This window comes from Photobacterium gaetbulicola (assembly GCF_003025515.1).
GTDB lineage: Bacteria > Pseudomonadota > Gammaproteobacteria > Enterobacterales > Vibrionaceae > Photobacterium > Photobacterium gaetbulicola.
Map to the genome: position 1 here is coordinate 138,815 of NZ_PYME01000012.1, position 25,418 is coordinate 164,232.

Annotated in this window: 19 protein-coding genes; 6 read left to right on the plus strand and 13 right to left on the minus strand. The window is 48.1% G+C overall.

Annotation, left to right across the window (positions count from 1 at the left end):
* Window positions 1-163 precede the first annotated feature (163 nt).
* Window positions 164-964: a LysR family transcriptional regulator gene (locus C9J03_RS12560; RefSeq protein WP_044623419.1), complete on the plus strand. Its 801-nt coding sequence runs from the start codon at window positions 164-166 to the stop codon at window positions 962-964.
* Window positions 965-1,199: 235 nt separating this feature from the next.
* Here C9J03_RS12560 and C9J03_RS12565 read toward each other — a convergent pair whose 3' ends face one another.
* The 3 genes from C9J03_RS12565 to C9J03_RS12575 are packed head-to-tail and all read right to left on the minus strand — an operon-like array spanning window position 1,200 to window position 4,812.
* Window positions 1,200-2,384: an OmpP1/FadL family transporter gene (locus C9J03_RS12565; protein ID WP_044623420.1), complete on the minus strand. Its 1,185-nt coding sequence runs from the start codon at window positions 2,382-2,384 to the stop codon at window positions 1,200-1,202.
* 40 nt (window positions 2,385-2,424) lie between these two features.
* The gene (locus tag C9J03_RS12570) at window positions 2,425-3,462 is read right to left on the minus strand and encodes a tetratricopeptide repeat protein (protein WP_044623421.1); all 1,038 of its coding nucleotides are present in this window, start codon (window positions 3,460-3,462) and stop codon (window positions 2,425-2,427) included.
* A gap of 15 nt (window positions 3,463-3,477) precedes the next feature.
* Window positions 3,478-4,812 (minus strand): anaerobic sulfatase maturase, encoded by a 1,335-nt coding sequence (locus C9J03_RS12575; RefSeq protein ID WP_044623422.1) that lies wholly within the window; start codon window positions 4,810-4,812, stop codon window positions 3,478-3,480.
* A gap of 268 nt (window positions 4,813-5,080) precedes the next feature.
* Between C9J03_RS12575 and C9J03_RS12580 the strand changes: the two genes are divergently transcribed.
* Together C9J03_RS12580 and C9J03_RS12585 are read left to right on the plus strand one after the other, a co-directional pair.
* Window positions 5,081-5,773, plus strand: coding sequence for a formylglycine-generating enzyme family protein (locus C9J03_RS12580; protein ID WP_420813004.1), 693 nt, complete (start codon window positions 5,081-5,083; stop codon window positions 5,771-5,773).
* A 90-nt stretch (window positions 5,774-5,863) separates the two neighbouring features.
* Complete coding sequence (locus C9J03_RS12585; protein WP_044623423.1) at window positions 5,864-7,564, plus strand: alkaline phosphatase family protein; 1,701 nt, start codon at window positions 5,864-5,866, stop codon at window positions 7,562-7,564.
* Window positions 7,565-7,701: 137 nt separating this feature from the next.
* On the opposite strand, the gene C9J03_RS12590 is transcribed toward C9J03_RS12585, so the two are convergent.
* The 9 genes from C9J03_RS12590 to C9J03_RS12630 all read right to left on the minus strand — a co-directional run bounded on the left by C9J03_RS12590 (window position 7,702) and on the right by C9J03_RS12630 (window position 19,333).
* Window positions 7,702-8,607 carry a LysR family transcriptional regulator gene (locus C9J03_RS12590; protein ID WP_044624504.1) on the minus strand — a complete coding sequence of 302 codons (906 nt, stop codon included), beginning with the start codon at window positions 8,605-8,607 and terminating at the stop codon, window positions 7,702-7,704.
* 68 nt (window positions 8,608-8,675) lie between these two features.
* Window positions 8,676-9,998: a BatD family protein gene (locus C9J03_RS12595; RefSeq protein ID WP_044623424.1), complete on the minus strand. Its 1,323-nt coding sequence runs from the start codon at window positions 9,996-9,998 to the stop codon at window positions 8,676-8,678.
* Window positions 9,995-11,695 (minus strand): vWA domain-containing protein, encoded by a 1,701-nt coding sequence (locus C9J03_RS12600; RefSeq protein ID WP_044623425.1) that lies wholly within the window; start codon window positions 11,693-11,695, stop codon window positions 9,995-9,997. The genes C9J03_RS12595 and C9J03_RS12600 overlap by 4 nt, the downstream gene beginning before the upstream one ends.
* On the minus strand, window positions 11,688-12,731 hold the full coding sequence (locus C9J03_RS12605) for a vWA domain-containing protein (protein WP_044623426.1): 1,044 nt from the start codon (window positions 12,729-12,731) through the stop codon (window positions 11,688-11,690). Before C9J03_RS12605 ends, C9J03_RS12600 begins: the two co-directional genes overlap by 8 nt.
* Window positions 12,724-13,317, minus strand: coding sequence for a DUF4381 domain-containing protein (locus C9J03_RS12610; RefSeq protein ID WP_044623427.1), 594 nt, complete (start codon window positions 13,315-13,317; stop codon window positions 12,724-12,726). Before C9J03_RS12610 ends, C9J03_RS12605 begins: the two co-directional genes overlap by 8 nt.
* A 2-nt stretch (window positions 13,318-13,319) precedes the next feature.
* Window positions 13,320-14,282, minus strand: coding sequence for a DUF58 domain-containing protein (locus tag C9J03_RS12615; RefSeq protein ID WP_044623428.1), 963 nt, complete (start codon window positions 14,280-14,282; stop codon window positions 13,320-13,322).
* A 12-nt stretch (window positions 14,283-14,294) separates the two neighbouring features.
* Window positions 14,295-15,281, minus strand: a complete 987-nt coding sequence (locus C9J03_RS12620; RefSeq protein ID WP_044623429.1) for an AAA family ATPase — start codon at window positions 15,279-15,281, stop codon at window positions 14,295-14,297.
* A gap of 102 nt (window positions 15,282-15,383) precedes the next feature.
* Window positions 15,384-17,639, minus strand: coding sequence for a multiheme c-type cytochrome (locus tag C9J03_RS12625; RefSeq protein WP_231580735.1), 2,256 nt, complete (start codon window positions 17,637-17,639; stop codon window positions 15,384-15,386).
* Window positions 17,640-17,785: 146 nt separating this feature from the next.
* On the minus strand, window positions 17,786-19,333 hold the full coding sequence (locus C9J03_RS12630; protein ID WP_039464180.1) for an arylsulfatase: 1,548 nt from the start codon (window positions 19,331-19,333) through the stop codon (window positions 17,786-17,788).
* A 334-nt stretch (window positions 19,334-19,667) separates the two neighbouring features.
* On the opposite strand from C9J03_RS12630, the gene C9J03_RS12635 reads away from it, so the two are divergent.
* From C9J03_RS12635 to C9J03_RS12645, 3 genes are all read left to right on the plus strand, one after another.
* Window positions 19,668-21,233 (plus strand): arylsulfatase, encoded by a 1,566-nt coding sequence (locus C9J03_RS12635; protein WP_044623430.1) that lies wholly within the window; start codon window positions 19,668-19,670, stop codon window positions 21,231-21,233.
* 474 nt (window positions 21,234-21,707) lie between these two features.
* Window positions 21,708-22,646: a LysR family transcriptional regulator gene (locus C9J03_RS12640; RefSeq protein WP_044623431.1), complete on the plus strand. Its 939-nt coding sequence runs from the start codon at window positions 21,708-21,710 to the stop codon at window positions 22,644-22,646.
* A 377-nt stretch (window positions 22,647-23,023) separates the two neighbouring features.
* On the plus strand, window positions 23,024-24,712 hold the full coding sequence (locus C9J03_RS12645; protein ID WP_044623432.1) for an NAD-dependent malic enzyme: 1,689 nt from the start codon (window positions 23,024-23,026) through the stop codon (window positions 24,710-24,712).
* A gap of 198 nt (window positions 24,713-24,910) precedes the next feature.
* On the opposite strand, the gene C9J03_RS12650 is transcribed toward C9J03_RS12645, so the two are convergent.
* Window positions 24,911-25,219 carry a hypothetical protein gene (locus C9J03_RS12650; RefSeq protein ID WP_052829781.1) on the minus strand — a complete coding sequence of 103 codons (309 nt, stop codon included), beginning with the start codon at window positions 25,217-25,219 and terminating at the stop codon, window positions 24,911-24,913.
* Window positions 25,220-25,418: the final 199 nt, after the last annotated feature.

Below are 25,418 nucleotides of genomic sequence, written 5' to 3' on the forward strand. Positions count from 1 at the left end.
TAGAAAAGACAGTCTCTCTTTTGCGAATGACGGCGTGATTATAACTTACTCATAATTATATTTGGAATTACCGTTATTCCAACCAAGCTGTACATCAATCTTCTTTCATTTCACCAAATATTGGTAGATAATTCATTTATGGAATAATAGATATTATTGGATTATGAATGATTTAAATACGCTCCATGTGTTTCTTGCGCTAATGCAGACTTGCTCTACGACCCGGGCCGCTCAAAAGTTGGGGCGCTCTCAGTCTTATGTGTCCAAAGTGCTTGCTCAGTTACGTGAAGAATTGGATGACCCGCTTTTTGTTCGAAGTGCGGAAGGGTTGACCCCGACTTCCTATGCAGTAAGTGTTGAGCCGAAGCTTCGTGCTGCTTTAGAGCAAGTCAACCAAGCCCTTGAGCCTGAGGAGTTTAACCCCAAATTTATCGATAAAATTACTTTACATATTGTCGAACCCTACCTCATTACCATTGGTAAAGATATCATTGATGCCATTCGCAAAGAATGTGATGCAGTCATTGATATTCGCCAGTGGAATGCACTTAGCGAAACAATGATACAACAAGAAGTTGTAGACATCGGGATACATCTCTTAAGTAATAAAGCACAAACACTACATCAAAAACCACTTTTCAGAGGCTGTGCTTATTTTGAAGGAAACAAGAATGGAGATTACATAAAATATGTTATTTCAGGCGTCAATGAGTTTGTTAACCGCTATGAGATGATAGACCCAGCCATTGAGCCGAAAATATACACTGACAACCATATTCTTACTACTCAACTGATGGATCAGCACTATACTCTGCGCTATGCCCCAGACAGAAAGCAAAGCTTTGAGCATGACTTAGATCTTACCGTCGCAATCATTACCAAAGCCTCTCGCCGTCAATCTGAGAAGATTCAATGGCTTACAAAACTGCTAGTGCCCATTATTGAAACCTTCGAAGGCTACTAACTAAATAGACTATTCTTATGGGAATTTCGGATATCATCAATTCCACAATAATCACTTATATAATCCTTTTAAATTTTCAACCTTTTAGATAAGTGATGAACGATTCCCAACGAGTTAAGTTTTTAGTGCAACAGCACCTAAAAAGTGTCAGAAGCAAAGCATTAGCGCGTAATGCAAAAAAAAACAAAGCCAAATCATAAAGATTTGGCTTTTTTAATACGTTAATTCACGTCATTTAATACGTGAAGCTAACCCCCAAAAAGTGAATACGGCCATCAAACGTACCCGTTATGTCATTAAGCACGGGGTTTTGGAACTGTCGGTCGATGTCAACGTCACCTAAGTCAGCGTACTCGTAGAACATATCAATAGTGACATCGTTCCACTTGGTCGCTGCACCGATCGAATAACGGTATTGCTCGCCGACCGGAACATCTACCCACTGCTTGGTTGGCTCATCTTGCGGTGATGTCTCGTAGGAGAAGCCCGCTTTAAGTCGCCACTGGCTATTTAGCTGATAATCGGCCCCCAGTGCAAATTTCCACACATCATCCCAATCGCGATCAATTGTTACTGTTTTCGTTCTGTCTGTGACGAAGCCAAACTCCATCACCGTATTATCCCACTCACTCCACTGATGCCACTGCACCGACGCCAGTAGATCTAACTTCGGGTTAACCGCATAACTGGCACTGATATCGGCAATGGCCGGCACGGTAATATCCGTACGCAGGCTGCTGATAACTGGGCCATTTAAGGGCCCCGATACGCGGGTACCAAATTCATGTTCCAATTTAGTTCGGTAACTCGCGCCGATTGCCAAGCGCTCATCATGCTGGTACATCACACCAAAATTAGCCCCGAACGCCCAGTCGGTATCTTTATCAATATCGAGCAAGCTTGTTGACTGCTCTAGCGAGGCCCAACTTAGCTGCACGCCCGCCCCAACCGACCATTGCGGGTTGATTTGATAGCTAATTGCCGGGTTGATTTGCATTGCGGTCAAGGTAATTTCATCCAACGCTGCCGCACCCGCCCACTCCGTCCCATAAGACAGGCTAGAACCGCCAACCGCACCAAGGGCAATACCGATATGAATATCATCTGTTAGCTGACGGGCATGAAATGCACCAGCAGATGGCAGTACCGAGTGCGCTTTGCCATCACCATTATCACCGCTGTCGCGATATTTCATTTCGAGATCAAAACCGAGCAGATTGAATGTAGTTAAACTTTCCCCCATCCCGCTCATTGTCGCAGGGTTTACCCACATCGCCGCCGCCGATCCGGTATAGACACCATCTCCCGCTCCCGCTGTTCCCGCATTCGCTGTAACTGCTTCTTGAAGGAAAATACCACTCGCATGAACAGGTAAAGACAATACCGACATCACTGCCAGTGCTGATTTTAATGGTCGCATTTGCTCCCTCTTTATTATTTTTAATTGTCAATAGGGCTTATTAGCCCCGTTTAGATTTTAGTTCGTCTATAACAAAAGCGGGGGCAACTTCACCCAGAGAGTCCAGGCATGCATCAGCATTGAGATGGTTATACCGCACGTAAATATCACACACGGCATACAATTGCTCGGGCGCCCCTGAGATTTCATAGGCTTTTTCAAATGATGCTGTTGCCTCATCGACATTGACTGCTTCTTGCAGTACACCATTTAAGTACCAAAAGTAACTATTCTCCGGCGCAAGCTCCGTTGCTTTCTTCATTGCCTCAGCCGCCTGTGCCTTTTTATTAAGCCTCACCAAGGTCAATGCCTGTGAATAGAACAGGTTCGCTTCGTCCGGAAATACTTGCTGCGCCTTTTTTAGAACCTTATTAGCTCGTTGGTCATCCCCTTGGGCTCGGAAGTTATCCGCCAACCCCAGCCATATTTGCGCGGTTTGCTGTTCGCTTTTTTGCAGCGCAGAGTAGATTTGATGCGCTTCATCAAATTGCTGATGCCAGCGATATATATCGGCCAATAGCAACTGGGTCGGTTGATCGGGTGTCTGCCTGAGGTAATTGATTAACTCGGCGGCGGCTGGGTCCATCAGCGCTTGCTGCTCAGCGTTCATCTCCCCATAACTGCGAATGAGGTTGGTGGTCGCGGTCAAGCGTACCTGCTGATCAACATCTTGGAGCAATGGCGAAAGCATGCGCCAACGGTGAGCAAACTGATACGGCTCAGCCCCAATTACCGCAGCTTCGCGCACCCGTGGGTTTGCATCTTGGAGGCCTCGCGCTACTGCAACCAGGCTGTTTTGGTTAGGGAATCGGGCCAACTGCCTCAATGCATCGGCTCGCTGTCCATCATCTTGACGATGATCTTGCGCGATCATCACCCACTGTTGAATCTGTGTTGCTTGCTGTTGTTGGCTAGATAACTGGTTAGCCATGCCAGTATCACGACTCAATTGAGGAGTGCTCTGCAAGGCTGCTGCTCCGGTAAACGACGGCAAGGCTAATGACGTCCCCAAAAGCATAGCAATCACTGTGTTTTTCATCGTCTTTACCTCACACTAGAATCGGGTTGGAAAAAACAGCTGACGTAACGCCGTTTTAGGCATGGCGTTTTTCATCACAGCATCCGAAAATTTACCGTGGGCAACAGGGTTACCCGTTGCACGCAACACCAAGGCCAGCGCCTTGTCCGCATGCGAGAAAAACTTTTTCCAACCTGCACACAGATAGTTCAGCCCCGGCTCTCCGTCTTTGGTACGGATAAACCGGTTTTTTGGACATTCGCCATAACACGCAAACTGATAGTCACACTGCTGGCACTGACTGGTCAGGGTGCGTGATTTAGCAAAGCCAAACTTCTGCTGCGCTTCGGAGTACGCCATCTCATCTAGTTTCTGATGATGAATATTGCCGACCCGGTAATCAGGGTACACATAATGGTCACAGGTAAAGACATCGCCGTTTGGCTCCATCGCCAACCCTTTACCGCAGATCTCCCCCAGGGTACAAAGTGGATTTTTCCGCCCCATCCAGGTTTCAACACTGGCTTCAAAATACTGCACAAAGACGTTGCCAATGTCGTGCTGCACCCATTCGTCAAACACAGCGATAAGAAAATCACCCCACCCTTCGGCCGATACACACCATGGCTCCACGACAGCGTTTTTGTGCCATGGATGTAATCTTTTATCTCCCTGGCGAAGCTGCTCTTGCGGTTTCCATTTCTGGGGCGCAGTGGTTCGGAACGTCTTCTGTTCAACAATAGGGATAAATTGGATCTGGGGTGAACGTACTTCGTCTCGCAAAAAACGATACACCTCAAGCGGATTCTTGCTGGTCAGATTGTTAATACAGGTCAGCGTGGCAAATTTCACCCTGTGCTTATGAAGCAGCTCTACCGCCGCCATTACCTGCTTGAAGGTTCCGCGTCCAGCCCGGTTAGTACGGTAGGCATTATGAAGCATTTCTGGGCCATCAATACTCAGCCCTACCAAAAAATTGTTCTGTGCCAGAAACTCACACCACTCATCATTGAGTAAGGTGCCATTGGTTTGCAGATCATTGGAGATAACGATGCCTTGTGGCTGATATTTTTTTTGCAACTCGACAATCTTTCGAAAATAGTCGACACCGAGCATCGTCGGCTCACCGCCCTGCCATGAGAAAATGATCTCAGGTGTATTCTGGCCTTCTATGTATTGCCGTATGTAGGTTTCCAAGGTGTCCTCATCCATTTGCGGTGAGCACCCCTTCTTATATTCAAGTAAGTCCTGCTTACTCAGGTAATAGCAATAGGTGCAATCAATATTGCACGCGGCACCAATGGGTTTTGCCATCACGTGCAATCGCTTCGATGCCTTGCCGTTGTATTGCGGGCCCTGAGTAATCAGCATATTCCACCTACTTATGAACAATTCAGTAAGCTAATCATAAAACGTGCCACACACAGACGCTTGTTATACCGCTTATAACCTATTGGCATGACTATTTTGCTTACAATAGACCTCTAAATTCAATGATCTGCTTGTTGATTCACGGAGGCCTCTTATGCCATCAGCAACATTTAAGCGAGTTGCATGTTTCACCCTATCCGGACTCATCTTGATAGCTGCTACGTCTTGGGTCAACAATGAACTGTTTGCCTCTCCGCCCCACCCTGTGATGCAGCAAATAGAAGCGGACATGGTGTTGGTCGAGGGCGGGACATTCAAAATGGGGTCGAACTTACCAGAAGCTAGCAGGGCCGAAACGCCGGCAAGAACCGTTTCGGTCGATAGCTTCTACATCTCAAAGTTCGAAGTCACGCAGTCGTTATTTGAAAGTGTAATGGGCTCTTCGATGAGTTATTTCAGCGATCCCGACGTGCCGGTCAACAATCTAAGCTGGCAGCAAGCCAATTACTTTATCGAACAGCTAAATAGCCTGACCGGAGCCAACTACCGCCTGCCAACTGAAGCCGAATGGGAGTACGCCGCAAAAGGTGGAAACAAGAGTCAAGGTTTTATTTACAGCGGCTCTGACAATATTGATGACGTTGCTTGGTATTCCGAAAATGCCAGCAACCGCGCCCACCCGGTCGGCCAGAAAAAACCTAACGAACTTGGCCTCTATGATATGACAGGTAACGTTGGGGAGTTTGTCATCGATGCCTACGACGAAGGCTTCTATCGCTACGGCCCAACCGATAACCCGAATAATGCACAAGACTCCAAAATAGGTCTTGCGCACAAGTCTGTTCGCGGTGGCAGCTTTGCCTATGACGAAACCCTGTCTGAAAGTTACCGGCGTGATTTTGCCAGCCAAAACATCATTATGGCCGACATGGGGTTGCGGCTAGTGCGCGACACCAAATAGCCCCCTAAATTAATGGCCCTGGATGTCAGGTACATTGTTTTCTCTTCTACACTTCAAGTGTTCGATTTCACCGGAATGGAGCTTCTATCAATGAAGATAGCAACAGTACCTCGCCTGTTATGTCTTAGCTTAAGTTTAATCAGCGTAAATGCCGTCGCAGCACCTCCGCCAGCGCCAAAACTGGTACTTCAGATCACTGTCGATGGCCTACGCGGTGATTTGCTGGATCGCTATAAACACAACTTTGGCGATAAGGGCTTTCGTTATCTCATGGATGAAGGCACCTATTACACCAATGCTCATTACCAGCATGGCAACACTGAAACCATTGTTGGCCATGTGTCACTGGCTACCGGAGCACCGCCTAGTGTACACGGCATGGTGGGTAACGTTTGGTACGATCGCCAAAAAGAGCGTTTGGTTTACAACGTTGAAGACGGCGACTACACCATGTTGACACAGGGTGCAGGGGTTAACCAATCCACAGAGATCGACCCCACTCAAAAAACCGCGAAACTTGATGGCCGATCACCTGTCCCTATCCTATCAACTACCTTCAGCGATGAGCTGGCGGTTGCCAGCAACGGTGAATCGAAAATCTTCTCGGTCTCCGTTAAAGACCGCGGTGCCATATCGCTGGCAGGCCACTCAGGCAAAGCCTTCTGGTTCTCTAAGGCTCAATCCGAGTTTGTCACCAGTAATTATTATTTTGATAAATACCCTGAATGGGTGACAGCTTGGAATGCCGAAGGCTATCCTGCCCGCTATAGCAAGCAAACATGGGAGCTCAGCCTTGAAAGGGATAAGTACACCCTTAAGGAAGGCCCTCAAGAGCACAAGGTTGACCTTGCTGGCTTTAAACGTACTTTCCCCCATCCTTACGGCCCTTCGAGCTTCCAGTATTACAGCACCATGCTGACCTTAAGCCCGGCAGGTGATGAGCTTACTGCTGATTTTGCCGCAGCCCTTATGGAGCAAGAGAAACTTGGCCAAGGTGACTTTACCGACTACCTCGCCGTGAGCTTTTCCTCCAATGATTATGTCATTCATATGTACGGGCCATCGAGCCTGGAAACGGAGGATAACTTAATCCGCCTAGACCGCACGCTTGCAAACTTGCTGGCCGATGTCGAAAAGCAAGTCGGGCTGGATAATACCTTAATCGTCCTGTCCGCCGATCATGGAGTGCCGGAAGCTGCACCGACGGTAAATGCGCTAGGTTACAAAACAGCTAAGTACTTCAACCAGGATACCTTAATCAACGAGCAGCTTGTCAGCCGATTAAACAAGGAGTTTGGCCTGGATGAAAACGCGGTGCGCTTGTACTCACAGCCTTATGTTTACCTCAACCATGAGGTTATTAAGGCCAAGGGCGCTTCTCTTGAAGCTGTCCAGAGGGTAGTTGCTGAGGAAATAACAAAGATCAAAGGAATAGAGCAAGCAGTTACAAGTACAGACGTCATGCAAAATAACCTACCCAATACTCGCTTGATGCAACTGGTAAAAAACAACTTTCACCCACAGCGCTCCGGTGATATTTACCTGGTATTTACCCCACGTACCTATATCAATGATATGGACGGATTGACCATTGCTTCAACTCACGGCTCACCTTGGCGATACGATACCCATGTACCGGTCATTTTTGCCGGTTACCAGGTAGACGCCCAAAAGGTGTCTCGTGAAATAACCCCTTATGATATTGCCCCAACTCTGTCGAATGTGCTGGGCATTACCCAGCCAAGCGGGGCTACGGGTAAAGTCTTGAAGGAAATCAATTCTAACCACTGATCAGGCTGCAGCGCATACATAAAGAGCCTACTAAAACAGTAGGCTCTTTGAGTTTCAGGCAAAACATTTATGGATTACTGGACCACACCTAACTTAACCAATATCCGAAGGAAGCAGGCTACGGTCATATCGATAAGCTAGAGGAAATTTTCTTTTACTACTTTAAACAACAGCTGCCTCAACCAGCGGTGACTGGTTTCTGTCGTACGACTTGGGTGCCATATCGCACAAAGATCATAAAGATCCTGGCCAAACGGCATCGGCAAAGCCTTGATCGCATAAAACTCCGAAAAAGATTCAATAGTGGATTTTGGCAACATACCAATGATGTCTGAACCGGCAATAATTGGCAGCATTTCCACCGCTCCCGGTGCTCGAACAACAATATTACGCTGATCAAGCTCCGGAATATCTTCGGCATTTAATAAGCTGCCACGGGCATGCCATCGGGCAACGACGACGTGATCCTCGGCAAGGAACTGCTCAATGGTGACCGAGTCCGTCAAACGAGGGTGATGTTTGCAACACACCACACTCAATTCTTCCGAATACAAAACCTGCGATTTGAGCAGGCTGCGACCTCGTGGTGGTAAATCAATCACCAAGTCATAACGTTGCAAACGTAGGTCTGCCTCCATATCCTCGGTAAACAAGGGATGAATTTCCAGTGCGATGTTCGGTGCTTCCAGGCGAATTTGCTCGACCAAAACGGGGATAATACTGAAGCTAGCGACCGATACACAGGCAATCGAAAATATCCGCCTTGATGTTTTTGGATCAAACTCCCTTGAAGCTGATAACGTAGAACTGAAATTCTTCAGAGATGCCGCCAATGCCGGATAAATATCACTGGCAAAAGCGGTTGGTTCCACGCCATTAGCATTGCGATGAAACAGGGGATCATCATAAATCTCCCGCAGACGCTTTAACCCCTTACTCACAGCAGGCTGGCTAACATCCATACGAACCGCCGCCTTTGACAGACTCTGCTCTTCATATACAGCGACAAATATGGGGATGAGGTTAAGATCAGTACTTTTCATCTCTTTTGCCATTTTAATATTTCAATACCCTTACAATGATAGACATTAATTATCAGTAACTTGAAGTACTAATATCGCGCCTTGTGAACCTCATCTAGCTTAGGTAACGCTTTTGGCAGCTTAAACCTTCCACCAGATTGCCGCTGGGCACGGATCAACCGCCACATTTTCTTAAACACGTGCGCTTTCTCATCGCCAGCCTGGAGCTGACCACTTGTTATCAACCAGTCGCTAGTATCCTTTGCTTTATTCATTTCAAGCTGATTGGTTAAAAGGCGCAATTGCCGATAAAGTTTCGTCCTGGCCTGAGCCCACTTTCCTCCCCTGACATCAAGCCAGAACAGAAGCCATGGTGGTCTGGGGTGAGTGCGATAATAACGTCGGCCAAGCGAGAAAGCGGTTAGCACGATGCCCATTGTGGTCACGGCAGCAATCAGGATACGCAGGTTCGCTTTCACAAATGAGGCTGGCGTATGGCGGGCGTGGAATTGTTTACCCTCAACGGTAACGGTTTCCAGTTGATTAATTTTGGCATTCCACCACTGAAATTGCTGCTCTGGGAAACTAAAGTCCCCACCCTGCTGGATCACATACACGGTTTCCTCAACCCTGGAAGACTGATAGTTTCCTCGGGTTTGTGAGTCTTCCAAATGATGAGGCTGGGGATAAGCTTGAAAGTAATCTGACGCTTCCCTTGTGAGCAGGTTTGGCAGCAGGACGGAAAGCGTGTCCTGGGCCTGAATCGTCACTTTGCGGGTAATTGCATCGCCGACTTTCAGCTCTTCGCTCGATTGCTGCCACTCCTGTTTGACTTGCACATTTGTGGCAGTAAACCAAGGCGTTTGATCACTGAGCAACCCTGACGGCAGGTTGACATCAAAAGCCAAAGGCTGGGTATACATGGTACCCGATACATTGGAACCATCAGGTGCTGACACTTGTACATTCACCGCCAGCGAAGGTACTGAATAGGAACCGGACTTTATCGGGTACAAGGTGATTTCCCACCGTTGCCGTGACCATGTTAACCCCCCTTTTCGCTCGGTATAATTGGTCGCGAGCTGATTGCGCTGCTTGGCTATTACATTGGGGATCTCCACTGGCTCTATCTGCGTTCCGCCGGTAAACCATCGAGGAGTCGCAACTTCAATGTATAAAATCACCTGTTCATTTACACTAAAGGAAGGCACTTTCTTACCGGACTCATCGGTACTGTTTACTGCCAGCCATGCCTTAATCTCGACATCATTGCTACGCTGTAAATCCGGAATCGTGACAGCGTAACTCGAGCTACTGGCAAGAGAGGCAAAAAAGACAAAAATAATGGCGGCTACAGAGGTTAAATATTTCTGCCAATGTGGTAACCACGTTGCTGGAAATAGCGATGTCATTGCTGCAATTCTCCGCCTTCCTTTGATTGATTTGATTGATTACGTTGGATCTGGAATTTTGCCCGCAAGAAATACTTTGGATCGGCCTCGACCCGCTTCAACCACTTGTCAGCGAGCTCATTGCTCCCCAAAATCTCATTAGCATTCAGTGTTTCTTTAATCATTAATTCAGCTGCAGTCTGCTCATCGGCACCTTCCGCTGTGCGAGGTTTGTCATCACTTAGTTCGAAGGACTCTTCCGGCCCATCTGTGGTCCCGGCCTGGCTCTCACTGGTACGGTTGATTTCATCGACAATACCGCTAATGACTTTTAGGTTATGCTCAACACTTGGTCGCAGTTCAGCCGACAAGGCATCCTTCTCTGCCAAGGACCGTAATAAATCTCTTGCCGCTAGATACTCGCGTTCTCGAGCCAACGCACTGGCGGCATTGTATAAGCCAAAGTCGGTATCCATTTGCAAAAAAACACGGTGGGCTTGCTTATACTCACTGGCGTAATAGTAGGCGGTTCCCTTCCTCAGTGGGTCAACAAAATGTTTTGCCGCTTCAAGATATTGTCCTTGGTTGAACAGGCGCTGGCCTTGCTGATCGGGAGTTAGCCACAAATCCCACCACCATTGAACCGTTTTGTCCCAAATTGTCACTTGTTCAACGGGTTCCGCAGTTTGCGCCTTGGATGCAATAATGGTTTCAGCATTAACCGCAGGCGCCGCCAATAGCGTTCCGGTCAGTGACAGTACGACGCACCATTGCACCAACCAGCCTTTTCGAAACCAAAGCAGCATCGCCAAAGCAATCGGTAACAACAGCTGATAGCCCATATCTTGCCAGGGCATAGAAGACTCGCCATTTAGCTGCATATTTCGCTCGACTGTGCGGTTGAGCCTTTCAACATCGCTATTGTCTACCGTGATTTCGATGAAACGCCCCCCAACTTCGCTTGCCAACTGGCGTAGGGAAGCAAAGTCAGCTGGGGCACTACTGACAACATCCCTATTGCCCGCGCCCAGAATCATTAACTGGTAAGGCTTGTCGCTGAAAAATACGTTAAAAGCAGCAATGGTATTAGGATTTGCACCATCAGATACCAACAATACCGTCGAACCGGGTCTTCCCTGCAGCAACTGCTCGATAAGCGGTAAGGTTTTTTCGGCAAATTTACCCTCCTCCGGCATGATATCAGGAGAAATTGCAGCCAAAATCGGCTCGAACACCTTGGTATCCTGAGTCATCGGCATCGCGACATGGGCAGATCCGGCGTACACAACCAACCCCGTGCTCCCTCCCTGTCGTAACTCAAGTAGATCCCGCACCTTCTGCTTGCCACGCTCCAGTCGACTTGGCGGCAGGTCTTGCTGCAACATTGACTCACTGCTGTCGAGCAACACCAGCAATGACGCTTTGTCTTCACCAAACGGAGAGGCTTGGCGTTGCCAGGTCGGCCCGGCACAGATCAGGATGGCGATCGCAATAATCACCATCAGCAATTTAAGGGGGAGTTGCTTGCTCCAACCTTTTTCCCCAATGGTTAATACCTGACGGAGGTGCTTTGGCAATACTTCTTGCCAGCCCGGTTGGTTGGCTTCACGCCAGCGGAGCCAGAACAACAGTCCCATCGGTACAAGCACCAACAGCCACAACGGCCTGATGAAATGAAATTGGCTGATCGCCTGCTGCAGGCTGAGACTATCAAACATTGTTTTTCTCCATGCCCTGACCAAACCTTCTACCACGGTTCAGCGTCGCCATGGTAAATGCAATAAGGTAAATCACCACGACTATTGCAATCAGGTAGTAGTGAATACTTTGTTTAGGGCGGTAGGTCGAACTCTCATAGAGCTGAGGTTCTAGCTTGCCGATTTCTTGATACGCCCCCAGCAGCGATTCACGGTCGAGCGCAACAAATGCCTGCCCGCCAGATTCATTGGCAACACGATTGATTGTTGCCATATCCAATGCAGCCTCGCCTACCGTTTGCGGATCCCCCATCGCTATCATATGGATCCTGACACCCTTAGCTTTACCGACTTTGGCTGCTTCTATCGGCTCAACAAAACTTCCAGTGTCATTACCGTCGGTCAGCACAATCGCCACCTTTTCCCGGTCTTCGTCCCCTTTTTCTTGATGGCTTTGATCAAACACCTTTATTGCCAGTCCCATGGCATCACCGAGATGGGTACTCTGACCGGCCATCGCTACTTCTGTTTGATTAAGCAGCGCAAGCCATACGTCTTGATCGGCGGTAAACGGGGTCTGCAAAAAAGCGGCATCACCAAACAAAATGAGCCCCAAGCGGTCACCCTGTCGTGTTTTGGCAAAGTCGGCCAGTACTTCCTTGGCGGCATCCAGGCGAGAGACATTGTTTCCAGTTGAAGAGGAGAAATCCCGCTCGGCCATCGAACCAGACAGATCAACCAACACCATCACGTCCCTACCGAAGCTCTCCCGGATCTGTGGCGCTCCCAGTATTGTCGGTTTGGCCAAAGCGGTAATCACCAATATCCAAGAAATCACCAGAGTCATTCGCTGCCACCAGGATGGTGACAGCTGGCTTGCCCCCGTTGACGGCACTTCGCCCAGGGCTTCTATAAGCTGACTGAAAAAAGGCACTTTTATTGCGCTTTGCTTGGTGCGGTATGCCGGCACGAAATAGAAGATAATCAAGGGGAATGGCAACGCCAAAAACCACCATGGGTAAACGAACTCCAGATCGAACAATGAGAAATTAAACATGGTGGCCTTCCCCTTGTTTTTTATTTCCATTGAGCAGCTTGGCCAAAGCCGCTCTGAGCGAGACATGTTTCGTTATTGACCGGCCTTCGTGCTCCCGAATCCAGCACAAAGCTTTCTCTCGTAGCAGCGCTTGTTCTTCCCTACCAAGGGTGATTGAAGGATCAACCAATGACTGAACCCACCGGGTACCAAGCTCATCCTTGAAGGTCACTCTGCCATTGCCTAGCTCATCAAGCTTTTGCAAAAAGGCGTGACCAAATAGCTTAGCGTTGGCAGGCTCCAAATAAACCAGAACAATTTTCAGTATTGAAAATAAAGCACCGTCGAAAGCGCCACTATCTGCACTGCCTTCAAGGCCTCGATGCATAGGCAAGCGAGTAATAGCTGTCCGCGCCTCAGCTCGATAACGGTTATGCCACCAGCGTACTAGCCGGCGATAGCAAAGGTAGCCGGCAATAACGCACAACAAGACAAGCAGGACTTTCCAGCCTATCGTCTGTGGCATCCAACTGACACTTTCAGGTACGGTAACATCATGCAATTCACGCAGAATGTAGGTGCTAGGAGGCGAATGTTCGATGCTCATGGCTACTGCCTCCCAACAAGCCGCTGGAACTGGGCGATATGTGATCCCGAGGTATCCAGCTCAATAAACGGTAATTGCTTCAACGCCATCAGGCGGGTCAGAGACTGGCGAGTAAGCACACTGCGCTCGCTCAAAGTCGCACTGGCCTGAGCGACTTTTTCCTTGCTATCAAGAGTCAGCTGATACTGGCCATCCCCCACAACCCAGTTCGACTTGGTCAGCTCTCCCGGCAGGGTTTGCTCAAGCGGATCGTTAACCAGCACGGCCAACACATCATTATGGATTTGCAGCTGCTTGAGCTGCTCGAGATGATGCTCGTCGCAATCACGCCAATCGGTAATAAAAACAAGGGTTGATTGGGCTAAATTCATCCGCTTAAGCTGTTCCAGCCAAAGTGAAAAGCTCACCCTTTCACTATTGGTGGTATCAACACTTAACTGCTGGTTAGCTTTCGCCAATAATTTGAGCTGCGCCATGAACGCATGCTGCGAGCGCTGGGACTTACAGTGATAGATTTTCTCTGCGGAAGCGACAACCACACCGACACGATCGCCATCTTTCAAAACCCGCCAGCCACACATGGCGGCGATTTCCGCTGCAATGACCGACTTCATCACCTGGGTTGACGAAAAAAACATTTGGCTACGCTGATCGACACAGATGATCACATTGCGGTCTTTTTCTTCGGTATAGCTACGTACATGCGGTTTGCCGGTACGCAATGTGACTTTCCAGTCCAGGTTTCGAATATCGTCACCCAGTTGGTAATGGCGAAGTTCTTCGAAGTTCAAACCTCGGCCGCGAAACAAAGAATTGTGCCTGCCCGATAGTACACTGCCGGCTTTCAAGTGCGGAAGTAGACTAAAGGTTCCGACTTGGGACTGCAGACGCACCAAGCGCGAATAATCACAATAAATCCGACCATCGAGCCCTTTTGATTGAGGAGCAATGTTTGGCTTTGCCATAGTGCCCCCCGATTATCCGATCTCTACATGGTCAAGCAGCTCTTCGACAATCCTCAGATGATTAATTCCGTCAGCCAGTGCGTCGTAGGTCTGTGTAAAACGGTGCCCCAGTACCATGGGTGCCATGGCACGTACATCATCAGGCAAAACATGATCACGCCCCTGTAGCCATGCATAAGCACGGGCACATTTATCCAAGGCAATGGAGGCTCGAGGGCTCGAGCCGACCTCAATCCATTTGACCAAATTGGAGTCGGGGTAACGTTCTGGTTTACGGGTCGCCATAACCAAAGCGACAATATAACGCTCAACCAGATCAGAAACGGCAATGTGGGGAAGTTGGCGGCGGGCTTCGAGTACCACATCAGCGTCGATATTTCCCAGCGCTTCATCTTGCGCTCGGGCAGCCTCGGTACCTAACTCTTCTCCTCGGACTAAACGGATAATGTCACGCTCTGCATCATCCTCAGGGTATTCGACGGTAACCTTCATCATAAAGCGGTCCATCTGTGCTTCCGGCAACGGATATGTCCCTTCTTGCTCTACAGGGTTCTGGGTTGCCAGCACCATAAAAAGTTCAGGCAGTTGATGAGTCGTATCGCCTACGGTAATTGTTCCCTCAGCCATAGCTTCGAGCAAAGCCGCCTGGACTTTTGCCGGTGCACGGTTGACCTCATCGGCCAGGACAATGCTATTGAAGATTGGCCCTGGTTGAAAATGCAGCTGAGGTTTACCGTCGAGATCCTGATAGATCTCTGTTCCTGTCACATCCGATGGCAAGAGATCTGGAGTAAACTGAATTCGTCCGAAATCAGTGTTGAGCAAATTTGCCAATGATTTTACCGACCGTGTTTTAGCCGTACCGGGTAGCCCCTCTAGCAAGATATGACCGTTTGCCACTAACCCAATAACCAAAGCTTCAACAACATGGCGTTGACCAATCACACTTTTTTCTGTTTGCTCAATGAGCTGCTTGATAGCCTGTTGTGCTTGGTTCATGACTTACCCTCACCTATGTTACGTAATTACGCCATTGTTCAATTGCCACTATCGTACCTGCAAGACCGATAACTATTGGTTATAATAGCCATTACAGCCAAGCTAATTTCCAGCCCGTACTTTCAACTGTTTAACAACCTCCGGCGCAACGATTTGGCCAAGTTGTTGAGTGCAGCTTTCAAATTCCGCAGCCACTTCACCCAACTGGTAATTTCGTGCCAATACTTCACACTGAGCATATAGGTGTTGCGGGTTGCCACTAATATCAAACGCAGAAGACAATGCCCGGCTTGAGGCCAGCACATCACTTTTTTCCAACGCCAAACCATAGACATACCAGTAATGCGCATTTCCAACGGCCTTTTCAGCAGCTCGTTTCAAATACTGGTTCGCTTTTTCCGCCTTACCCGTCCGCAGCAGTGCTAAACCTGCACTGTAAGGGAGCGCACTGTCATTCGGCTGGGCTTCCATCCCCTGCTGCAAAACTTGCAAGGCAAGCTCGTCGTTATTCTGGCTTCGGTACAGATCCGCCAGATTGACGTAACTATTAGCAAAGTAAGGCTCAACCTCGATAGCCCCCTGATACCATAAAACCGCTTTGTCCATCTCCCCCATCGCACGATACACATTGGCCAAATTGGTCCGGCCAAAGCCTCTATCGGCGTTAAATTTCTGGATCTCGATATACTCTTGCAGCGGCCCGTTGAGACGGTCTCTTTGCTGCAGCAGCATCTGCTGCCAAAACTCGACCAAAGCCCCGGCCGTTTCTGTCCTTACTGCCAGTACCGGGTCTGTTAACAAGGGCGATAGGATCTGCCATCGCTCCGGCCAGCCGTATCCCGACGCACCCTCAATCGCACCCAACCGGATCAGCTCACTGTCATGCTTTACCGCTCGCGCCAACGCTACCAGGGTATTTTGTCCGGTATTACCAGCCATTCGGGACAGTGCCGAGCCGCGAATAATGTCGCTCAGGCTTGAGTCTTGTGCGGTATAAGAAAGCGCGTCAGGAGCGGCTTGGTGATTGATGCTGTCGGCATAGAACGCGACACCGAAATGCTGCTGATGGCGGTAGGCCGAGTTGGGGAAACGCTTGCCTAACTCTTTGTCCGCCCACTGGTTGGTTTTATCTTGATGGCAACCGGTACACACATTGGGCGTCTTTATATGCTGGCTCAAATCAGGTCGAGGAACATGCCAGCTGTGATCCCGCCTCGGGTCAATTTGCATATACGTCGTCTCTGGCATGTGGCAGGTCGTACACTTGGCCGCTTCGGTTCCCGGCTGGTGCAAGGTGTGCTCACTTGACGCATATTCGGGTGATACATGGCACTGGCTGCATACCGCTTCCTCAGCAACGGTTAGTTTTGCCGTATGGGGATCATGGCAGTTGGTGCAGGTCACCCCTTTTTGGGCCATCCGTGATTGCAGAAACGAGCCATACACATAGTCCTCGTCATAAATTTGGCCATCGTGATAATAAAGCTCCGGGGTGATCAAACTGAGACGATATTTATCCAAAAAAGCCCCATTCACGTGATCCGCCGTCTCGTTGAGCTGGGTTCGCCGGCTATGGCATTGAGCACAGGTCTGCGTTTGTTCTGTCGGTTCTATTAATTGGGGCTGTAATGTTTTTTCGCCCTCCCTTGCAACCCATTGTTTGACCTGTACGCCAAGATCTCGGGTGAGCCCCACTTGTCGTGCATCCATTAGGCCTTCTGATTCTGACGTAGACTGTTCACCCTTGCCCCTTGTAATGTAATCAATATGACCACTCGCCGGGCCATGACAAGCTTCACAGCCAACATTGATGTCAGACCACGTCGTATCGTATGAATTGGACCCTTCATTGTAGTTTTTCTTGATGTTGGTTGAGTGGCAATCCGCACACATAAAATTCCAATTTTGCCCCGCATTGGTCCAGTAGAACTCATCCACTGGTGTCAGCTCTGGGTATAAATGAAACCAACGCTGCCCCCCTTTCTCCGGCGCGCGGGAATCCCATGCAAAGGGAATTAGCTGAATCCGGCCATCGGGAAACTCAACCATATATTGCTGTAGAGGGTAGACACCAAAGGTATAGCTAATTTTGAAATCAGCAAACTTTTGATCAGCCCCCGCAATATTGACCCAATATTCCCCGTTTTTGCTGAAAAAGCGGTTTGTTTTGCCATCGTGCTGCAAACTCTGATCGGAAAAATTGCCCAACACCGATGTGGCAGTGGCATGCTTCATTGCCATCTCGTGGTGCGAACCTCGCCACGCCTCTACTTGTCGGTTATGACAATCGATACAGGCTTCACTGCCCACATAATTCACTGACTGTGCTGTTGCCGGCTGCGTCATGACGAAAACCATCAACCAGCACAGCGGCAATGCCATCAACGTTCCGATTTGCGCTTTTATCATCCTTGAGTGGGCTTCCATGAAAGTTTGTAGTGCCATTGATTAAAGATAGAGCATAGTGATAAAAAAGGGCTCCGAAGAGCCCTAAATTCAACATCTTATTTATTTGGCGGCTGCTGGAGTTTTTCCATCACCTGATCGAGAGAGAAACTTGCCGCTTTTTGCCTTGGCGGAAACGCCTTGAATGTTTCAAGGAACTTAGCCACGTAGGCTTGTGCTGGTACCAGCATAAAGGCACGGTCTAGCATCCAGTCGTAATAAGAATTGGAGGTTATATCGGCCACCTCGTAAGGATCCATCCTCAAGTTGAAAATCTTAGGCACACGAAGCGGGGTAAAAGGTTCAGCCCAAATCTGCAATGTTCCTTTGGCACGCTGCTCCAAGAAAACAATTTTCCAGTTGTTGTAGCGCAGTGAACTCAGATCGCCGTCATCGGTAAAATAGAAGATCTCTTCTCGTGGACCAGTATCGACTTCCCCGGTTAAATAAGGCAAGAAATTGTAACCATCAAGATGGACTTTAAAATTCTTGTCGCCCGCCTGATAACCTTCTATCAATTTCTCTTTGATCTGATCATCACCGGCGGCGGCGAGGAAAGTTGGCATCCAGTCCATATGGTGCATGATTTCGTTGGAGACACTACCCGGCTTGATCTTACCCGGCCAGCGCACCATGGCAGGCACTCGGTATGCCCCTTCCCAGTTGGTATTTTTCTCACCACGGAATGGTGTTAAACCGGCATCAGGCCACGAGTTCATGTGTGGGCCGTTATCGGTCGAATAGAAAACAATTGTATTGTCCTTGATACCGAGATCATCGACTTTCTTCAGCAGCACACCGACATGGTTGTCATGCTCAACCATACCGTCGGCATAGAAGCTAATACCCGTCTTACCCGAATTCTCTTCTTTTACATGGGTCCGGAAATGCATACGGGTCGCATTCCACCATACAAAAAAAGGCTTCTCGGCTTTAACTGCACGATCCATAAAGTCCAATGCCGCTTCAAGGGTTTCATCATCGACAGTTTCCATCCGTTTACGGGTCAACGGGCCGGTATCTTCGATTTTGCCATCAGCGTAGGAACGAATCACACCACGTGGCCCGAATTTCTTGCGAAACTCAGGGTTTTTAGGGTAATCGACATTTTCGGGTTCTTCTTCTGCGTTGAGGTGATAGAGATTGCCGAAGAACTCATCGAAACCGTGGTTGGTCGGCAGGTGTTCATCTTTATCGCCAAGGTGGTTCTTGCCAAACTGCCCTGTCATATAACCCAGGGGTTTCAATAGCTCAGCGATAGTGGCATCTTCCGCCTGCAAGCCGAGATCTGCACCAGGCAGGCCCACTTTACTTAGACCAGTTCGCAATACCGTTTGCCCGGTGATAAAGGTTGAACGACCGGCGGTACAAGACTGTTCACCGTAGTAATCGGTAAACATCATCCCTTCTTTGGCAATGCTATCGATGTTCGGCGTGTTATAACCAACCAACCCAAAGGTGTAGGCACTAAGATTGGTCTGCCCGATGTCATCCCCCCAAATAACCAAAATATTGGGTTTCTCTGCTGCGATACTACTGCTTGCGGCACTGACCAACAGGGTCGCAAGTATCATTATTCGGCTTTTGAAGCCTTTTCTCGCTGTCATATAAACCTCAGTCACTAAGTTAAAATGGTGCCGTGCAACAAAAATTAATAGCTCACAATGAGTCGTTCCGCGACTTACATCGGTAAAATTAATGGCGTTTATTTACCGGGAAATACACCGCGCTAAAAAAGCAACGCAGAAATATGACGTGACAAACATCACAAACGGGATTTTGCTCACCTTGCCTCTTACATCAAATAAAACCATATAAAACAGAGCATTACACCAACCACTTAACTAAAGGTTATAACTGCTATAAAGCGACAGAGACCCTTAGTTGCCAGTAACTTAGCCCCAACAACAAATCAACTCTCTAAATTTGCATGGAGTTACTATGGCAAACCAAGTAAGTAAACTGGCCGTCGGTTTCGGGGTGCTTGCAACCTCCGGTGCTGCCGTTGCGGCAGACCAACCAAATATCCTGGCGATTTTCGGTGATGATGTCGGTTACTGGAACATCAGTGCCTACAACCAGGGTATGATGGGTTACGAAACCCCTAATATCGACCGTATCGCTAATGAAGGTGCACTGTTTACCGATCACTACGGACAGCAATCTTGTACTGCAGGTCGTGCGTCATTTATTACCGGGCAGGAACCATTTAGAACCGGACTATTGACTGTTGGTATGCCAGGCTCCACTCACGGTATTCCTGATTGGGCACCAACACTTGCTGACTTACTCAAGGAGCAAGGCTACATGACCGCGCAGTTTGGTAAGAACCACCTTGGCGATCAAGACCAACACTTACCGACTGCCCACGGTTTCGATGAGTTCTTCGGCAACCTCTACCACCTCAATGCAGAAGAAGAGCCTGAAACCTACTACTACCCGAAAGATCCTGAATTCCGCAAGAACTATGGTCCACGCGGTGTGATCAAGTCTTACGCTGACGGCAAGATTGAAGACACCGGCCCGATGACTCGCAAGCGTATGGAACATGCGGATGAGGAATTCCTGGAAGCATCACTTGCCTTTATGGAAAAAGCGGTAAAAGCCGACAAGCCTTTCTTCATTTGGCACAACACTACCCGTATGCACGTTTGGACACGCCTACAAGAGAAATATCAAGGCAAATCGGGGATCAGTATTTACGCCGATGGCATGCTAGAGCATGATGATCATGTTGGTATCTTGCTTGACAAGCTAGACGAGCTAAAAATTGCCGATAACACCATCGTTATTTACTCAACGGATAATGGTGCTGAAACCGCAACATGGCCTGATGGCGGTGCAACGCCATTCCATGGTGAAAAAGGCACAACCTGGGAAGGCGGTATGCGCGTCCCTCAGCTTGTACGCTGGCCGGGTGTTATTGAACCAGGCTCACGCTTCAATGACATGATGGCTCACCAAGACTGGCTACCGACACTAATGGCTGCCGCAGGCGTACCTAATGTGAAAGAAAAACTGGCTGACGGCTATAAAGCTAACGGTAAGGAATGGCGAGTTCACATTGATGGCTATAACTTCAAACCTTACTTTGAGGGCAAAGAAGAAAAAGGCCCACGTGAATCTTTACTTTACTTCTCAGCCAACGGCGAACTGAATGCAGTACGTTGGAATGATTGGAAGCTGAACTTCGCGGTGATGGAAGGCAACATTTCTGATGCCGTCCGCTTCGAGCAAAATTGGCCGCAAATCATCCACCTTCGCGCTGACCCATTCGAGAAAGCACCTCATGAGTCTGGTATGTACCTACGCTGGATGGCGGACAACATGTGGCTATTCATTCCTATCCAGGATGTCATCGGTGATTTCTTCAAAACACTGCCGGAATATCCAATGCAGCAAGGCCTTATCATGAACCCTGCCTCAATCAACTACCAGTCACTGGGGCTGCAAGGCAAGATGCAACAGCTGGATGCTCTACAGCAGAAAGTTGAAACCATGAAGTAATTGTCCTTCCTGTTTGATAATCACTAAAACGCCCGCTCTATGAATGCGGGCGTTTTGTTTTACTTTCAGGAACAGCATGATATTTATCAATAAATCTAGCCTTTACATTACGCAGGTGATTGGCGCTTTTCCTCTGCACAAGGTTTCGAGTCCGTTCTTTGTCCAAGCTCAAAGCCTGAACTCCCTATAACAGCAGTTACACCGATAAACCTGCTTATAAAAAAACCTTTGCCACCATCTTCTCTTAACTCTTACCACAACTTTATGCTTACAGTATTCTGCCATTACTTTTCAACTACTACCGACCAACACTGACCGTCATGACAATGTCATGAAGCCGGCGAGAGTATAAGCAGTTGCCAGTTACCAATAAACCAGCCCAAATGGAACGCTTCGTTCTAAGATACAGAACGATAATTGAATTGTTGTTTGATAAACTAGAACCGAGTACAACAAACTGAAGCCATGTATTGAATGAAAACCGAAGACATTAAACTGTTTCACAAAGTGGCAGAATTTGGCTCACTAACAGAAACCGCCAAATGGCTAGACTTGCCTAAATCCAATATCAGCCGGCGGATTAAACAGTTGGAAAGCGACATACAGATCAAGCTCTTTCACCGTCATAGCCGCCACATAACACTTACCGCCGCTGGGACTGAGTTTTATAACTCAACCATTAGCCTGATCAATAATTTGGATAAAACAATCAACAATCTCCAACGCCCGGAAAAAGAACTCAATGGCCGGCTTAAAATCATGATTTCACCAGTTATGATGAATATTGGGAAATTGGTATTGGAGTTTATGCAGTTGCACCCAGCTATTAATGTTGAAATCATTAGCTCCAACGATGAGTTGGATCTGATTAAGAATGAGATTGATGTTGCTTTCCGGGTTGTGAATGCCCCAACAGAAGAAAACCTGATTGCCCACAAAATACGTGAAGAGCCCTATGGGTTATACGCTTCACCTCAGTACCTGTCAGAGCACGGAACGCCAGACAGCTTAGAACAACTACTAGGGCACAATTTCATTGCCTATCGTTTCAGTAATGGTGAGCTGCTTAACAAACTATCTCTGGACAGCGGCCAATCAATTCAACTATCTAGCAATTTGACAGTTAACAGTGTCCCTCTGCTGGTCGAAAGCGCGATCCAAGGCCATGGTCTAATATTGCTTTCCCAAAGGGTTGGCAACTTATTCGCCCAAAAGAATCTTCTCGAACAAGTCATCCATAGTTATTCGCCCAACTATAACTTCGGTTGGATTGTGCATCCCCCGCGACAATACTTGTCTTTGCTCACTCAAGAGTTTCTTAACTTTGTTTTGCTTCGGATAAAACGATTAGGTTATGACGATAAGGACGCTATGAACGTATTTAGACTGGCTTTTCCATCGCTAACCAGCTAAAACAAACTAAACACAAACAACCACAACTAAATAAACATAACAACAACAAAATAAACAAAATACACACAAATATAACACTACACCAACGCAACATTGTATGCAGATGTAACAACGAGAAAACACACCATTTTGCGCAACATTAGAACAAACAAAATCAAAACATGACAAACACTAGCAAAACAAAAATGTCTTTTGCATTACAAAATAAATTTATACCGTGTTAATGACGATAAAAACCCATCCAAAACTTGATCTAGGCCTCGAAATTTCTGCGCTTTCCCTTTGAATAATCAGCACGGTAGATCTACGATTAGCGCCTAAATGGAAAAGCTTACGGCAGCCCATTTCTTTACTACCAACGAAACAGAGTCTATTGCATGAATAACGATAAACGCCCACTCTATATCCCTTACGCTGGCCCTGCGTTACTAGAAACTCCCCTACTTAACAAAGGTAGTGCATTCTCTGTCGAAGAGCGCATGTTCTTCAACTTGGAAGGCTTGCTTCCAGAAGCAATCGAAACCATTGAAGAACAAACTGAGCGTGCTTATCAGCAGTTTTTGAAATTCGAAAACGACATGGACAAGCACATTTACCTGCGTAATATCCAAGATACCAATGAGACCCTATTCTACCGTTTGGTTGAAAACCACATCACAGAGATGATGCCAATCATCTACACCCCAACTGTTGGTGCGGCATGTGAAGATTTCTCCAACATCTACCGTCGTGGCCGTGGCCTATTCATCTCTTACCCTAACCGTGACCGCATTGAAGACATGCTAAACAATGCATCGCGCCACAACGTAAAGGTAATTGTTGTGACTGACGGTGAGCGTATTCTTGGTTTGGGCGACCAGGGTATCGGTGGTATGGGTATTCCAATCGGTAAGCTTTCTCTTTATACCGCGTGTGGTGGTATCAGTCCGGCATACACACTACCTGTTGTGCTGGATGTAGGTACAAACAACCCTCAGCGTCTGTCTGACCCTATGTACATGGGCTGGCGTCATCCTCGTATTTCTGGACAGGAATACGACAACTTCGTTGACGAATTCATCCAGGCAGTCAAGCAACGTTGGCCTGATGCACTAATCCAGTTCGAAGACTTTGCTCAGAAAAACGCAATGCCACTGCTTGAGCGTTACAAGGACAAGGTTTGCTGCTTTAACGATGACATCCAAGGTACAGCCGCCGTTACTGTTGGCTCGCTCCTAGCGGCTTGTAAAGCAGCGGGTAGCAAACTATCTCAGCAGCGTGTGACATTCCTAGGTGCTGGCTCTGCCGGTTGTGGTATTGCTGAAGCCATCATTGCACAAATGGTATCTGAGGGTATTTCTGAACAGCAAGCCCGCAGCCAGGTTTACATGGTTGATCGCTGGGGTCTGCTGGTTGATGACATGCCGAACCTGATCAACTTCCAGAAGAAGCTGGTACAGCCTCGTGCAATCATCAACGAGTGGGATACAGAAGACAACAACATCTCACTACTGGATGTCATGCGTAATGCCAAGCCAACTGTACTGATCGGCGTGTCTGGCGTACCGGGCCTATTTAGCGAAGAAGTGATCCGCGAAATGCACCAGCACTGCGAGCGACCAATCATCTTCCCACTATCAAACCCAACCAGCCGTGTTGAAGCCACACCGGCTGATCTTATCCGCTGGACTGATGGTCATGCACTTGTTGCTACCGGCTCCCCATTCGAGCCTGTGGTCCACAACGGTAAGACTTACCCGATTGCTCAATGTAACAACAGCTACATCTTCCCAGGTATCGGCCTAGGTGTTCTGGCTGTCGGTGCACGACGTGTTACAGACGAAATGTTGATGGAAAGTAGCCGTGCGCTGGCTGAGTGCTCGCCACTAGCGATTAACGGTAAAGGTGCCCTACTTCCACCACTGGAAGAGATCCAGAACGTTTCTCGCCACATTGCGTTTGCTGTCGCTAAGAAAGCGGTTGAGCAGCGTAAAGCGCCGAAGAATACTGATGAGCGTATCAAAGAGAAGATCAACGATAACTTCTGGGATGCTGAGTACCGCCGTTACAAGCGTACTTCATTCTAATATTCGATTGCATTAGGCAAGCGATTACAGAGTAGGATCTGCCATAAGGCTATTTCTTATAACCAAATCCCCAAGCTTATCGCTCGGGGATTTTTTTTCACTCTTCGAGCCAATTTCAAAAACAGCAATTCTATACTTCAGTTGGATACAGTGGTCACTTTCTCCATCAACTGAGTCCCCTATAAAATAAGTCTGCTTTTATGTTCTTGGCAAAAGGATGTACAAGTTGAGGTTTAGGGTTGCTCCCTCCGGATCGTACTCTGCCGATTCAGCCCAATATTTCACCCCTCCCCCAAGCAACATAGGTATATTTTCTAGCTCGAAATACTGAGAAGCCGTTAACGTGACCGGCACTGACCACTGATCACTATTCCACTCATAGGCGGTTTCTGATGTCAGCTCAAAAGTGGTGCCCCACTCTGTCGTATAATCAATAAAGGGCTGCACAAATGTTGTGCTATATGTATCGCCAATACTCTCCTCAACCGAGTAGGTATGGCTTGCCAAAAAACCCACCGTCCAAGGGCCCTGTACGGTAAGGCCGACATAAGATAACCCGATACCCGTTTCATTTGTGCCGTGAGCTTACGAGAAGGTAGCGTGCAGGGGAGGTCCCGGCCACAGCCAGAACCTGTTTTGATTAGATATCGGACTGGTAATTCCAGGGTAAGAACTGTTCCGGATTGGCCATAACCTCGCTTTGCCG